At 67.0% G+C, this 13,819-nt stretch carries 14 protein-coding genes; 6 read left to right on the top strand and 8 right to left on the bottom strand.

Going from position 1 to position 13,819, the window contains the following annotated elements; translation table 11 throughout:
- Positions 1-64 precede the first annotated feature (64 nt).
- Positions 65-724 (bottom strand): RIO1 family regulatory kinase/ATPase domain-containing protein, encoded by a 660-nt coding sequence (locus tag BN1263_RS01085; RefSeq protein WP_058978933.1) that lies wholly within the window; start codon positions 722-724, stop codon positions 65-67.
- A gap of 435 nt (positions 725-1,159) precedes the next feature.
- Between BN1263_RS01085 and BN1263_RS01080 the strand changes: the two genes are divergently transcribed.
- Entirely contained in the window at positions 1,160-2,065 is a 906-nt protein-coding gene (locus BN1263_RS01080; protein ID WP_032954620.1) for an aspartyl/asparaginyl beta-hydroxylase domain-containing protein, read from the top strand.
- Positions 2,066-2,183: 118 nt separating this feature from the next.
- Here the strand turns inward: BN1263_RS01080 and speE are convergent, their stop codons facing one another.
- Positions 2,184-3,035 (bottom strand): polyamine aminopropyltransferase, encoded by an 852-nt coding sequence (speE, locus tag BN1263_RS01075; RefSeq protein ID WP_058978931.1) that lies wholly within the window; start codon positions 3,033-3,035, stop codon positions 2,184-2,186.
- A 191-nt stretch (positions 3,036-3,226) separates the two neighbouring features.
- Between speE and speA the strand changes: the two genes are divergently transcribed.
- On the top strand, positions 3,227-5,116 hold the full coding sequence (speA, locus tag BN1263_RS01070) for an arginine decarboxylase (RefSeq protein ID WP_058978929.1): 1,890 nt from the start codon (positions 3,227-3,229) through the stop codon (positions 5,114-5,116).
- Between the two features lie 37 nt (positions 5,117-5,153).
- Complete coding sequence (locus tag BN1263_RS01065) at positions 5,154-5,474, top strand: DUF6122 family protein (RefSeq protein WP_058978925.1); 321 nt, start codon at positions 5,154-5,156, stop codon at positions 5,472-5,474.
- A gap of 132 nt (positions 5,475-5,606) precedes the next feature.
- Here the strand turns inward: BN1263_RS01065 and BN1263_RS01060 are convergent, their stop codons facing one another.
- From BN1263_RS01060 to BN1263_RS01050, 3 genes are read right to left on the bottom strand one after another with little or no spacing between them, the layout of a single operon-like run.
- Positions 5,607-6,926: a sensor histidine kinase gene (locus tag BN1263_RS01060; protein WP_058978923.1), complete on the bottom strand. Its 1,320-nt coding sequence runs from the start codon at positions 6,924-6,926 to the stop codon at positions 5,607-5,609.
- Complete coding sequence (locus tag BN1263_RS01055) at positions 6,923-7,582, bottom strand: response regulator transcription factor (RefSeq protein WP_058978921.1); 660 nt, start codon at positions 7,580-7,582, stop codon at positions 6,923-6,925. Before BN1263_RS01055 ends, BN1263_RS01060 begins: the two co-directional genes overlap by 4 nt.
- The gene (locus BN1263_RS01050; protein ID WP_010482069.1) at positions 7,582-7,872 is read right to left on the bottom strand and encodes a PepSY domain-containing protein; all 291 of its coding nucleotides are present in this window, start codon (positions 7,870-7,872) and stop codon (positions 7,582-7,584) included. The genes BN1263_RS01055 and BN1263_RS01050 overlap by 1 nt, the downstream gene beginning before the upstream one ends.
- Before the next feature lie 152 nt (positions 7,873-8,024).
- Here BN1263_RS01050 and BN1263_RS01045 point away from each other — a divergent pair, with 152 nt between their 5' ends.
- The gene (locus BN1263_RS01045; protein WP_043401290.1) at positions 8,025-8,459 is read left to right on the top strand and encodes a PepSY domain-containing protein; all 435 of its coding nucleotides are present in this window, start codon (positions 8,025-8,027) and stop codon (positions 8,457-8,459) included.
- An 82-nt stretch (positions 8,460-8,541) separates the two neighbouring features.
- Here BN1263_RS01045 and BN1263_RS01040 read toward each other — a convergent pair whose 3' ends face one another.
- The 3 genes from BN1263_RS01040 to BN1263_RS01030 all read right to left on the bottom strand — a co-directional run bounded on the left by BN1263_RS01040 (position 8,542) and on the right by BN1263_RS01030 (position 10,866).
- Entirely contained in the window at positions 8,542-9,024 is a 483-nt protein-coding gene (locus BN1263_RS01040) for a hypothetical protein (RefSeq protein WP_005411364.1), read from the bottom strand.
- Between the two features lie 126 nt (positions 9,025-9,150).
- Complete coding sequence (locus BN1263_RS01035) at positions 9,151-10,359, bottom strand: NAD(P)/FAD-dependent oxidoreductase (RefSeq protein WP_058978919.1); 1,209 nt, start codon at positions 10,357-10,359, stop codon at positions 9,151-9,153.
- 12 nt (positions 10,360-10,371) lie between these two features.
- Complete coding sequence (locus BN1263_RS01030) at positions 10,372-10,866, bottom strand: lipocalin family protein (protein ID WP_058978917.1); 495 nt, start codon at positions 10,864-10,866, stop codon at positions 10,372-10,374.
- Between the two features lie 182 nt (positions 10,867-11,048).
- Between BN1263_RS01030 and BN1263_RS01025 the strand changes: the two genes are divergently transcribed.
- Positions 11,049-11,297, top strand: a complete 249-nt coding sequence (locus BN1263_RS01025; RefSeq protein WP_021201923.1) for a hypothetical protein — start codon at positions 11,049-11,051, stop codon at positions 11,295-11,297.
- Between the two features lie 87 nt (positions 11,298-11,384).
- On the top strand, positions 11,385-13,814 hold the full coding sequence (locus tag BN1263_RS01020; RefSeq protein ID WP_058978915.1) for a DUF3772 domain-containing protein: 2,430 nt from the start codon (positions 11,385-11,387) through the stop codon (positions 13,812-13,814).
- Positions 13,815-13,819: the final 5 nt, after the last annotated feature.

Here is a 13,819-nt window from a genome sequence, read left to right as displayed (position 1 = left end):
GTGTGGCCCGGGGCAAATGCAGGGGCAAACCGCAGTCGCGCAAGCAATGCAGGGCGAACAGCGCTTACCGCCGCTTGGCCCACTTGTAGAACCGCTTCCAGCCCTGGCGCACGGCTGCCACCCAGCCCGGGTCGGCCACCAGTGCGGCCTGCGCGGCACTCGGGGCCTGGCCGGTCATGCGCTGGCGGATCTTCAGCAGGTTCTTCATGTCGCTGCGGCGCATCTGCCGGCTGAGCGGGTTGCGGCGCAGCCAGCGCGGTACGCGCCAGGCCGAGGTGAAGTCCAGCAGCACGGGCACGCCGCCGCTGACCACCACGTTGGTGCCATGCAGGTCGTTGTGGGTGATGCCGGCGGCGTGCAGGCGGCTGAGCGCGTGCTGCAGCTGCTCGAACACTTCATTGCCCACGGCCTGCGCGCTGCTCAGGGTCTGGCCCGGGATGAACTCCATGCCCAGTGCCAGGCCACCCAGGGTGCCGAGCAGCGCGGGGGCGTGCTTCCAGCCGCCCAGGCGCTGCAGCATGCGGGCTTCCCGGCGCACCATCAGTCGCGCGATCAGCGAAACGGGAGTGCCGCGGTAACGGGAATAGTCCTTGATGACCGCCTCGCGCCCGTCCAGGCAGGTGCGGTAGACGTCGGGGGCCAGGAAACGCTCGCCGCGCTTGAGCAGCAGCGGGGAGGCGGCGTCATCGCCGCAGGACCGGGATGGCAGGGCAGGAAGATGCATGTCGGGGTCTCGGACGACCCGGTGGGTGGCGCAATGCGTCAAGCGAACCGGTGTTACAGGGAGTTACTAAGTTTTCGTTAATTTTAGTACTCGCCAGTTCGCTATTCCACGATTTGTCGGAGAAATGTCGGGGTCGTGGCTGGAACAGTTCGTCGCGCAGAATCGGACAATTCTGTCTCACTTATTCCGGTTGGCCTTTAGCATCAACAGCTTGCGCGCCCAGCCCTGCGCCTCCTTCGCAACCGGATGAACACGGCGCACGGGCAACTTGACCCCGGCGCACGGCCTGCCGACCATAGGCTGTTAATCCGCGACATCGGCGGCCGCCCCCTCCGGCACGTCCCCGTCCCCTGCCGCGTTCCCCACCGGTGCTGGCCGCCTGGCCGTGCATCGCCCCGTTTCCCGTTCCGGCCGCGGCTGGAGGAAAGTGCTTTGATCATCAAAATCGTCATTGCAGCGCTGTTCGTGGCCTGCGTGCTGTACATCCACTTCCGTGGCAAGGTCCGCGCGCGCTGGTCGCGCCAGCTGCTGGACCACTCCAGTTTCATGGCCCCGATCAACGTGGTCATGTACATGTTCTCGAAGGTACCGACCACGCCGTTCCTGGACCCGGGCAAGGAGTTCCCGCAGCTGGAGCCGCTGCGCCAGAACTGGCAGATGATCCGCGACGAGGCGCTGGCGCTGCGCGACGCGCAGAAGATCGCCGCCTCCAGCACGTTCAACGATGCCGGCTTCAATTCGTTCTTCCGTCGTGGCTGGAAGCGCTTCTACCTGAAGTGGTACGGCCCGTCGCATCCGTCGGCGAAGACGCTGTGCCCGAAGACCACGGCGCTGATCGAGTCGATCCCCGACGTGCGTGCGGCGATGTTCGCGCAGCTGCCACCGGGCAGCGAGCTGCGCCCGCACCGCGACCCGTTCGCCGGCTCGCTGCGCCTGCACCTGGGCCTGAGCACGCCCAACGACGATGCCTGCTACATCGAAGTGGACGGCATCAAGAAGAGCTGGCGCGACGGCGAGTGGATGATGTTCGACGAGACCTACATCCACCATGCGCACAACGAGACGCAGCAGGACCGCGTGATCCTGTTCTGCGATATCGCCCGTCCGCTGCGCTTCGGCCTGCCGGGGCTGTTCAACCGCGCGGTGGCGGCCACGCTGCTGGCCGGTGGTGCATCGCCGAACCTGCCGGGTGACCCGACCGGCGGCGTCAACAAGGCCTTTGGCAGCGTCTACAAGGTGCGCCTGAAGGCCAAGGCGCTGCGCGAGCGCAGCGTGGTGGCCTATCAGCTGATCAAGTGGGGCCTGGTGGTGGCGGTGATAGCCGGTATCTGGGCGCTTTGATCGTTACATGAGGTTGCCGGCCAGCGGCCGGCACTACCGGAACATGAAAAAACCCGCGCTGTCGCCAGCGCGGGTTTTTCTTTTGCATGGGTGGGTGCCGACCGTTGGTCGGCACGCCTTACTTCAGTGCCGCCTGCACGAACGGCGGGGTCACCAGCACGCCGGTGTGCAGCGCGGCGGTGTAGTACAGGGTGTTGAAGGTCTTGGCGGCCGAGTCGGCCTGGCGGAAGTCGAAGCTGCTGTCGCCCTTGCGCGCCATGGTCACGCTCCACCAGCCGGTGGGGTAGCACGGCTGCGGGAACGGCAGGGGCTTGAACGAGCCGAAGCCAGCCTTGCCCATCTCGGTGCGCATTTCGTTGATCAGCTCCAGCTGCATCAGCGGCGACTCGGACTGCTGCACCAGGATGCCGTCGTCCTTCAGGGCCTTGAAGCAGCTCTCGTAGAAGGCCTTGTTGAACAGGCCTTCACCCGGGCCGACCGGGTCGGTCGAATCGACGATCACCACGTCCACGCTGCCGGCCGGGCAGTTGGCCATGTAGGCCACGCCGTCGTCGAACAGCAGTTCGGCGCGGGCGTCGTCGTTGGAGTCGCACAGTTCCGGGAAGTGCTTGCGCGCCATCACGGTGACCTGCTCGTCGATGTCGCACTGGGTCACGCTCTCCACGCCGCTGTGCTTGAGCACTTCGCGCAGGGTGCCGCAGTCGCCGCCACCGATGATCACCACGCGCTTGGGCGCGGCATGGGTGAACAGCACCGGGTGGCTGATCATCTCGTGGTAGAAGAAGTTGTCCTTGCTGGTCAGCATGATGGCCCCGTCGATGGTCATCAGATTGCCCCAGTCGGTGGTCTGGAAGATCTCGATCTTCTGGAACGGCGACTGGACCTCGTCCAGCTTGCCGGTGATGCGGTAGCCGATGGCCGAGCCGGTGCGCTCGAAGTGTTCGATGTACCAGTTGTTGCTGTCAGTCATGGGAAAACAGTCCTGTTCGGAGGGGTGGAGCCGGGCTGGCGGGCGGGGCCGCGTGGCACAGATGCCACATCCGGACGGATCGGCCCGTTCAGGTTGGAACCTGTCACGGGCGCGGGCGCGCATGATAACGAACCTGTGGGCACATAGGCGTTATCATGCCCCCCCTTTTATTGCCAACAAGGCCGACTGAAATGACCGATTGGTCCCTCGACCAAGCCCGCAAGACCTACTCGATCCCGCATTGGGCGGACGGTTACTTCGACGTGGATCAGGCCGGGCACATGGTGGTGAGACCGACCGGGGCGGACGGCCCGGTGGTATCGCTGCCCAAGGTGGTGGACGCGGCGCGCGCGGCCGGTGCCAAGCTGCCGCTGCTGGTGCGCTTCCCGGACATCCTCGGCCAGCGCCTGGGCAAGCTGCAGGCGGCCTTCGCCCAGGCCCAGCAGGACTGGGAGTACAGCGGCGGCTATACCGCCGTGTACCCGATCAAGGTCAACCAGACCCGCGGCGTGGCCGGCACCCTGGCCAGCCACCACGGCGAGGGCTTCGGCCTGGAAGCGGGCAGCAAGCCTGAGCTGATGGCCGTGCTGGCGCTGTCGCGCCCGGGTGGCCTGATCGTCTGCAACGGCTACAAGGACCGCGAGTACATCCGCCTGGCCCTGATCGGCCGCAAGCTGGGCCTGCAGACCTTCATCGTCATCGAGAAGCCGTCCGAGCTGAAGCTGGTGCTGGAAGAGTCCAAGGCGCTGGACGTGAAGCCGGGCCTGGGCGTGCGCATGCGCCTGGCCTCGCTGGGCGCCGGCAAATGGCAGAACAGCGGTGGCGACAAGGCCAAGTTCGGCCTGTCACCGCGCCAGCTGCTGGACCTGTGGAAGTCGCTGCGTGACACCGAGTACGCCGACTGCCTGAACCTGCTGCACTTCCACATGGGCTCGCAGATCTCCAACGTGCGCGACATCGCCAACGGCATGCGCGAAGCCACCCGCTACTTCGTGGAGCTGTCGCGCCTGGGCGCGAAGATCACCCACGTCGATGTGGGCGGCGGCTTGGGCGTGGATTACGAAGGCACCCGTTCGCGCAGCTTCTGCTCGATCAACTACGGCCTGCATTCCTACGCCAGCAACATCGTGCAGCCGCTGGCCAATGCCTGCGAAGAGTTCGGCCTGACCCCGCCGCGCATCGTCACCGAGTGCGGCCGCGCAATGACCGCGCACCACGCGGTGCTGATCGCCAACGTGTCGGAAGTGGAAGAGGCGCAGGAAGGCCGCGTGCCGGACCAGCACGACGACGAACCGGCGGCGATCCGCCACCTGCGCGAAATCCACGACGAACTGGACGTGCGCCCGGCGGTGGAGCTGTTCCAGGAAGCGCAGCATTTCCATGCCGAAGGCCTGGCCAGCTACGCGCTGGGCCAGATCGACCTGCCGCAGCGTGCGCGCATCGACGATCTGTTCTACGCCATTGCCCACGGCGTGCGTGCGCGCCTGAGCTATGACGAGAAGAGCCATCGCCCGGTGCTGGACGAACTGAACGAGCGCTTGGTCGACAAGTACTTCGTCAACTTCAGCGTGTTCGAATCGATCCCGGACGTGTGGGCAATCGACCAGGTGTTCCCGATCGTGCCGATCGAGCGCCTGGACGAAGCTCCGGACCGTCGCGGCATCATCGCCGACATGACCTGCGACTCGGACGGCATGGTGGAAACCTATGTCGAGAACGAGAGCCTGGACAGCTCGCTGCCGTTGCACAAGATGAAGCCGGGCGAGAGCTATCGCATCGGCTTCTTCATGGTCGGTGCCTACCAGGAAATCCTGGGCGACATCCACAACCTGTTCGGCGATACCGACGCGGTGGAAGTGCTGGCCGATGCCGATGGATACGCCATCACCCAGCAGCGCCGTGGTGACACCACCGACGTGATGCTGGATTACGTGGGTTACCGCCTGGACGAACTGCGTGCGACCTATGCGCAGCGCGTGGCCGAGGCCCAGCTGTCGCCGGAACGCGCGCAGGAACTGTCGGACGCGCTGGAAGCCGGCCTGACCGGTTACACCTACCTGTCCGACGAACCGCTGGTGTGATGGACGGCACCGGGCCCGCCCGGTGCCACCGTTGCCGATGAGCGCGCGCGCGATCTTCCACCTGTTCCTGCATGCCGCCGTGCCAGCCCTGCTGGCATGGCTGTTCTGGCGCAAGCGCTTTGCCTCGGCGTGGCTGCTGATGCTGCTGGGCTGGATCATCGACCTGGACCATCTGCTGGCCGACCCGATCTATGCACCAAACCGCTGCAGCATCGGGTTCCACCCGCTGCACACCGCACCGGCCATCGCGGTCTATGCCGGGCTGTGCGTGCCGAAGAAAACGCGGTTGTTCGGTATCGGTCTGATCATCCACATCGTGCTGGACGCGAGTGATTGCTGGTGGATGCATCACCGTTGATGCTTGGTGTACGGCGACCGGTCGGATTGGCGCTTGGTAGAGCCGGCCGCTGGCCGGCTTCCCCAAGGCGTTCCCGGCGACCACGTGGTTGCCGGCCAGCGGCCGGCACTACCCACTGTTGGGTTGGTCGCGTCACCCCACCGGCAACCACAACGTTGCGCGCAGGCCGGGCTGCGCATTTTCCAGCGCCAGGCGCCCGCCATAACTGGCGGCGATATCCTCCACGATCGCCAGTCCCAATCCACTGCTGCCCTCGCGCTCATCCAGCCGCACACCGCGCTGGGTGACCTGTGACAGTGACTCCGCGGCCAAGCCCGGGCCGTCGTCGCGTACTTCGATGCGTAGCTGTCCGTCGCTGATGTCCGCGGTGATGTCTACCTGCTGTCGCGCCCAGCGCCCGGCGTTGTCCAGCAGGTTGCCCAGCATCTCCTCCAGATCCGCACTGGCGCCGGCGAACTGCAACGCTGGATCGATACCTGCTGCCGTGAACGCAATGCCGCGTTCGCCATGCACGCGTGCCATCAACCGGCATAGCGCCTGCGCGACAGTCGCAACGTCGCTGCGCTGGCGATGGTCTGCGGCCAACCCTGCCGCCAGGTAACGGTCAACACTGGCCTGCATGCGTGCGCTCTGTTCGCGCACGGTGGCGCGCCAGTGCGTACCGTCGCCGTCGGCCTCGGTGGCCAATACGCTCAGTGGTGTCTTCAGCGCATGCGCCAGATCCTGTGCACTGGTGCGCGCACGCGCGACCATGCGCTGCTGGTGGTCCAGCAGCGCGTTGAGTTCTTCACCCAGCGGCGCGACCTCCGCGCCCAATCCCTGCGTATCGATGCGCTGCGCATCGCCGCGCCGTACCTGTTCCAGCTGCACACCGAGGCGATGCAGCGGGCGCAGGCCGAAGCGCACCTGGCTGGCCAGCACCGCCAGCCACGCAGCGACCAGCACGCCCAGCGCGATGGCGGTGCGCTTGCGGAACGCGGCGACATCGGCATCCAGCGCGCTGCGATCGGTGGCGACCACGGCTACGAACGGTTCGCTGGCGCGTGGCAGTCGCACCTGCTGCACGCGTGCGCGCAGCGATTGCTGCAGCGGCCCGGCCAGGTTGCGGGTGGCCGGGCCGGCGGCCGCGGCCGCCAGCGTTTCATCCCACAGCGAGCGCGACTGCAGCAGAACACGGCCATCGGCACCGGCTATCTGCCAGTAGGCACCGGAGAACACGCGCTGGAAACGCGCGTCGTTGGGTTCCTGGCGCAGCTGCAGCTGGCCGTCGGAAGCAACTTCCATCTGCGCGACCAGCGTCAGCATGTCCTGCTGCAGTTCGTGGTCGAGGCGGTCGCGCGCGCTGCGCTTGAACAGTTCACCCAGCAGTGCACTGGCCAGCAGCGAGACCAGCAGCAGGCCGACGCCGCCGGCCAGCAGCAGCCGCCGCCGCAGCGAGGGCTGCCGCGTCACGGCGCCGCCAGCCGCCAGCCCTGGCCGCGCACGGTCTGGATCAGTTCGGTGTCGAGCTTGCGGCGTACGCGCCCGAGCAGCACATCCAGCGCGTTGGAGTCCGGGTCGTGGCCGCCTTCGAACACCTGCTCGCCCAGGCGATCACGGCCGATCACCTGGCCGCTGTGGTGGATGAAGTAACTCAGCAGGCGGAACTCCTGCGGGCTCAGCGCCAGCGGCTGTCCGTCCAGTTCGAAGCGGCCGGCGTTGACGTCCAGCTGCAGCGGCCCGCAGTGCAGGCGCGGGCTGGCATGGCCATGGCTTCGGCGGATCAGGGCGCGCAGGCGCAGCACCAGTTCGTCGGCCTGGAACGGTTTGGTCAGGTAGTCGTCGGCACCGGCATCGAAGCCGGCCAGCTTGTCGTGCCAGCGCCCGCGTGCGGTCAGCACCAGCACCGGAAAGCTGCGGCCATTGCCGCGCCAGCGCTCGATCACGCTCAATCCGTCAAGCCCGGGCAGGCCCAGGTCAACGATGGCCGCCTGCAGGTCTTCGATCTGGCTGATCTCCTCGGCCTGGCGGCCATCGGCAACCACATGCACCACGTAGCCGGCCTGCTCCAGCAGGGGCACCAGGCGCTGTGCCAGTGCGGCATCGTCTTCGGCCAACAGGATGCGCATCAGTCGTCGAGCTCCGTCTTCAGCAGCTTTCCGCTGCGCGCATCATAGTCCAGCTCCACCACCACGCCGTCGCCGCGCAGGATCTCCACTTCGTAGACACCATCGTCCAGCTCCACTTCCAGCAGCTGCCCCGGAAAGCGCTTGAGTGCATCGCGCACCACGCTTTCCAATGGCACGTAGCGGCCCTGCTGCACGGCACGGCGCGCGACCTGCTGCGCCGGGTCCTGGACGGGCGCGGCGGCGGTCGGGGCGTTGGCCAGGGCCAGCAGCAGGGGCAGGGTGGAGAGCATCGGGGCGCAGGGAGGGCTGTAGGAACAGGCGTGAGAGTGCCGGGGGTGACTAACAGCTGGCTAACAGTGCCGGCTAGGGCGCTGTTAACCACGGGGTGCATCGTGGCGTTGCCGGGATGGTCCGGCCACGAACACGAACAGGAGAACCCCCCATGTTGAAGTCGCTCACCCTCGCCACTGTTGCCCTGCTGACCGTCGCGCCGGCCGTACAGGCCGCGCCGCTGGGCATGGCCCAGGTTGAACAGACCCTGCGCAAGGCCGGCTACACCCAGATCCACGAGATCGAGCGCGATGACGGCCTGTGGGAGGCCGACGTGAGCCGCGCTGATGGCCGCTTCAGCGAGGTCTATGTGGACCCGAAGACCGGCGAGATCTTCGACGAGCACAGCGGCCGCGCGCTGCTGACCACCGAGCAGGTGCTGGCACGGGCACAGGCGCATGGCCTGCGCGAGATCCATTCGCTGGAACGCGATGGTGCGACCTGGTCGCTGGAGGCCCGCAATGCACGCAACCAGAAGGTGGACGTGCGCCTGAGCGGGTATGACGGCCGCATCCTGCACAGCGAGCGCGATGGCTGGCTGGATTGACGTTGGCCTCTGTAGAGCCGAGCCCATGCTCGGCTTTCCGGCCAACCGTAGCCGAGCATGGGCTCGGTTCTACAGGGCTGGCTTACCAGCCAAACGGCGGCGGGTAATCCCAATAGCCCGGGCCGCGGCCGTAGTAACCGCCGTACGGGCCGAAGAATCCCGGGCCCTTGCCTTCGCTCACGTGGATGTTGACGTTGACCCCGTGGGTCTTGCCCTCATCGGTGGTGTAGTTCTTGCTCAGGTTCAGCGTGGCCGCGTTGTAGTGGCTGTTGCCACCGTTCTTCGAATAGCCGATACCGGTGGTGAAGCTGCCGGACACCTTGACCTTGTCGTCGGTGACGTCGGCGATCTTCGCGTCGTCGTGCACGCGCGGGCCGCTCTTGTCACCGTAATAGGTGCCGGGCGGGTCCTGCTGCAGGGCCGGGTCGTTGAGGTAGCGCATTGGCGCCTGCGGCAGCGTCAGGTCCAAGCCAGCGGCCTGCGGCGCAGTGGCGCCAGCGGCGGACTGGGCCAGCACGGTTCCCGGCAGGGCCAGGCACAGCAGCAGGGTCAGGGGGCGGATCATGACGGCGCTCCAGCGGACAGGTGGCCACGCAACACGCGGCGGTACAGGCCGACGCTAGCAGGGGTTGCTTGAATGATGCCTGTCGGCACCGGATTGGGGTAGAGCCAGGCCGTGCCTGGCCGCAGGTCACAACCGCCCGAATCCGAACAACCCCTCCAGCGCATGCCTGCGCCGCTCGATCCGGGCCCGCAGCAGCTGCGCGCCGATCATCGAATAGGTGATGCCGTTGCCGCCGTAGGCCATGGCGAAATGCACCCGCGGCCCCCACTGGTCGTGCGGGCCAAAGAACGGCAGGCCGTCGGCGGTTTCAGCGAAGGTGCCGGCCCAAGAGAACGCCGGTACCGGATCCAGACGCGGGAACCAGTGCAGCAGCTGATCCATCAGCTTGTCGGCCTTGTGCTGCACGCGCCGGTCGCGGCGAGCCGGAATGTCGATGGCGTCATCCAGCCCGCCCACCAGCAGGCGGCGGTCGCCGGTGGCGCGCAGGTACAGGTACGGGCGTGCGCTCTCCCACACCATGGTGTTGCGCAGCCGGCCGAGCGCGCCCGCATCAATGGGATCAGTGATGAAGGCATAGCTGCTGCGGTTGCGTGCGACCCGCTGCTCGAGCCAGCGCTGGCTGGCGTAGCCCATCGCCAGGACCACATGGCGGGCGCGGACCGTGGCGCCGGCCTCGGTCAATGCGGTTACGCCCTGCGCGCCGGGCTTGAGCGTGTGCAGCACCGTGCGGTCGTGCACATGGCCACCGCGCCGGCGCACCCGTTTGAGCAGGCCGTAGGTAAGGCAGTAGGGGTCAACCCGGGCCGCCTGGCGGGTCAGCAGGGCGCCACCGGCGTCCACGTCGAAGCGTTCGCGAAGGGCTTCGCGGTCCAGCCAGCGGGCGTCCAGTCCAATGCCGCGGCGCGCAGCACCTTCGGCCATCAAGCGCGGCACGTCGCGCCGCCGGCTGGCCAGATACAGGCTGTCCATCTGCTGGAAATCCACGTTCTTCAGTCCACGTGCCACTTCGCCCAATGCCGGGATCGCATCGGCACAGGCACGGTAGGCCAGGGCGGCCGCATCGTTGCCATAGCGCTGGGCCAGCTCCAGCAGGTGGGTGTCGATCTCGTACTGCAGCAGCGCGGTGCTCGCGGCCGTGCTGCCCCAGCCGATGTCGCGCTGCTCGATCAAGGCCACGTCATGGCCATGCCGGGACAGCTCGTCGGCGATGAGTGAACCGGTGATGCCGCCACCGACCACCAGCACGTCGCAGCGCAGGTCCTTTTCCAGCGGCGGGAACGCCTGGATCAGTCCGTTGCGTATGGCCCACCACGGGTAGCCACTTTTCAGGTCCATGAAGTGTGCTGCTCAGGCGGTCGGGTGGCCGGTATGCGGGGTCTGGATCAGTTCGGACAGATCGAAGCCCTGCAGGCGCGCTGCGGCCAGATAATGTTCCTGCACGGTGGCGTCCAGCTGCGGCTCGCGTGCCAGCAGCCACAGGTACTTGCGATCCGGGCTGCCCACCAGCGAAACGCTGTAGTCCGGGGCGATCTGGATCACCCAGTAGTCGCCCTTGGCAAACGGCAGCCAGCGCAGGCCCTTGGGCAGGAAGCTGACTTCCAGGCGCGCGCTGTCGTTTTCGACGGCGCAGGCCTCGCCGGTTGCCTCTTCGATCTCGCCGTCCATGCGGCAGCGGTTGGTGACGCCGACGTTGCCGTTCTCGAGCAGGGTGTAGTGCGCCGACACGTCGGTGCAGCCTTCCGGCTCGTGGCGCATCGGCAGACGGGCGATCTCGTACCAGGTGCCCAGGTAGCGGGGCAGCTTGAGGTCGGCGACGGTCTTCAGCGGCGGGTGGTCGGTCATCGGCAGTGGTGGCAGTGGTGGGTCTCCACGATGCCGATGGGCTCGCCATGGGCGGGTGAAGCCGGGGCGATGGCCGTGTCCAGAACGTTCCGTCGCCGCTGCGACGTGCCTGTTGCCACCGGCCTGGCGGTATCCTGCCGCCAGCGCCGTGTTTTCCTGATCCAACCGAGGTGGAGGTGCCGATGTACCAGGTGATCCTGTTGAAGAGTGAATCCGCGTTCGCGCGCGAACAGTGGCCGCAGGTCGATGACCTGGTCGACTACGAGGGCGTGAGCTACAGCCTGCGTGCCGGCCCGCGCCAGCCGCTGCCGACCGACCACGACTGGTACCCGGTGGCGGTGTATGCGCCCGATGAGATTACCGAGGAAGAGTTCCAGGACTGGTATGCCCTGCAACAGCCGACGGTGGAAGAGTTGCGCCTGAAGTACTGACGCGCGACGCTGACGGGGCCGCCCATCCGCTGTTGACCGCCTGTGCCGTATAGTCGCGCGCAGGCGCGGTGGTCCGCGCGAACTGGTATGTCTGGCGTGTCTTCTTTCCTGCGATCGATCCGTGCACGGGGGCCCTGGCTGGCCCTGCTGCTGTGCACTGCCTTCCTGCTGTCCGCACCGGTGCTGGCACAGGATGAGGACCCCACGCCGAAGCAGCAGCTGGCGGATATCGATGCAAAGCTGAAGGAAGTCGACCGCAAGCGTGGTGATGCCGCGGCCATCGAAACACTGGCCATGCTGTCCGAGGATGCTTCGAAGGCCCGGCGTGACGCCGAGGCGCTGGAGAAGTCGCTGCAGCCGCAGCTGGACCGCCTCGACGAACAGCTGGCGCAGTTGGGCACGCCTGCCGAGGGCGCCACCGAGCCGCCCGAACTGGCGGCGCAACGGCGCACCCTCAACAAGCAGCGCGATGGGCTGGCCGCATCGGTGGCGCAGGCCAAGGCCAGTGCCGTGCGTGCCCAGCAGCTGGCAGCCGACATCGACCAGCAGCGCACTGCGCAACGCGCCGAAGACATGGGGAAGAAGGTCGCCTCGCCGTTGTCTCCGGCGCTGTGGAGCAAGGTGGCCGAGCGCCTGCCGATCGATATCGCACGCGTCGCGCCGTTGGCCGAGCAGGGGCGCGATACGTTTGTTGCTGGTGTCCGGGCCAATGGCTGGGGCACGCCGTTGCTGGGCCTGCTGGCCGCGCTGGTGATGATGTTCCCGCTGCGGCTGTGGCTGCGCAGGCTGGGGCGGCGCTTTGCGGCGTCCGAGCGTGCGCCGGACGGTCGCCTGCGGCGATCCGGACTGGCGATGTGGCTGCTGCTGGTGGGCACGCTGCTGCCCGGCTATGCCGTGGTGTTGCTGATGGCAGCGCTCGATGCGATCGATGCCATCGCGCCGCGTCTGCAGGTGGTGGCCGACGGCCTGGAGACGGCCACCTTCCGCGCCGCCTTCATTGCGGCGCTCAGCGCGTGCATGCTGGTACCCAAGCGTCCGTCGTGGCGGTTGCTGAATCTGGATGACACCGCCGCACTCAAGCTGCGCAAATACGCCTGGGGCGCGGCGGCGCTGGCCTGGCTGAGCACGGTGCTGGTGGCCCTCGACCAGGCTACGCGCACCAGCGACGTCACCACGGTGGCGTTGGACGGCCTGATTGCCCTGACCTACCTCGGCCTGATCATGGCCATGCTGGTGACCCTGGCGCGCCTGCATCGGCGGCAGACCGCCGAAGCCGAGGCCAAGCTGGAGGCACAGGCCGATGGCGTGGGTGCGGCAACGCCGGTGCGTCGCAGCAGCTGGCTGGTACTGGCACGCGTAGCGGGCAACGTCGCGGTGGTGGCCGCCATCGCCGCGACGTTGATGGGCTACCTGAATTTCGCCAAGTTCGTGAACCAGCAGCTGATTGGCGGCAGCATCGTGGTGCTGGCGGCGACCCTGCTGTTCAAGTTCGTCGATGACCTGAGCACGTGGATGCTCAACGCCGACAGCAAGGTCGGCCAGACCATCCTGCTCAGTACCGGCCTGAGCGTATCGCGGCTGGAACAGGCGGGCGTGCTGCTGTCGGCGGCGTTGCGCACCATCGTCGTACTGATCGCGCTGCTGGCGCTGGTGGCACCGTTCGGCAACATCGGCGCCGTGGTGGAGCGCTTCTCCTCGCTGTTCACCTCTGGATTCGACATTGGCGGAACCAAGCTGGAGCCGGTGCGCATCGTGCTGGCGGTGCTGGTGCTGCTGGCTGGCCTGGCCGTTACCCAGCTGGTACAGCGCTGGCTGACCGACACCTACCTGCCCAAGACCGAGCTGGACCTGGGCGCGCGCAATTCGGTGAGTACCGTTGCCCGCTATGTGGGCATCATCATCGCGGTGATCTGGGCGCTGTCGGCGATGGGCCTGCAGCTGAGCAAGCTGGCATTGCTGGTCAGCGCGCTGTCGGTGGGTATCGGTTTCGGCCTGCAGGTGATCACCCAGAACTTCGTCTCCGGCCTGATCCTGCTGGCCGAGCGGCCGGTGAAGATCGGCGACTGGGTGAAGCTGGGTGACCAGGAGGGCGACATCCGCCGCATCAGCCTGCGATCGACCGAGATTCAGGTGGGCGACAAGTCGACGTTGATCGTGCCCAACTCCGAGCTGGTCACCAAGACCGTGCGCAACATGACGATGGGCAACAACCAGGGCCGCATCCAGATCCAGTTCGCGGTGCCGCCCAGCACTGATGTCGGCAACCTGCGGCAGGCGCTGCTGGATGCGTATACCGCGCACGCCAACGTGTTGCAGCAGCCGACACCGACGGTTTACATCGACAGCATTGCCGGTGGCCAGATCACCATCAACAGTTTCGCGTACGTGGCCAGCCCGCGGCAGGTCTACGCCACCCGCAGCGATCTGTACTTCAGCCTGCTGCAGATCCTGGCGGAGCGGAACATCCCGCTGTCGACCCCGACCGACATCCACATCACCCGCGATCCGCAGGAGTAGGGGGT

Origin of the sequence: Stenotrophomonas thermophila (genome assembly GCF_001499715.1) — a bacterium.
Classification (GTDB): Bacteria; Pseudomonadota; Gammaproteobacteria; order Xanthomonadales; family Xanthomonadaceae; genus Stenotrophomonas; species Stenotrophomonas hibiscicola.
This window is presented reverse-complemented; position numbering and strand designations above follow the sequence as displayed.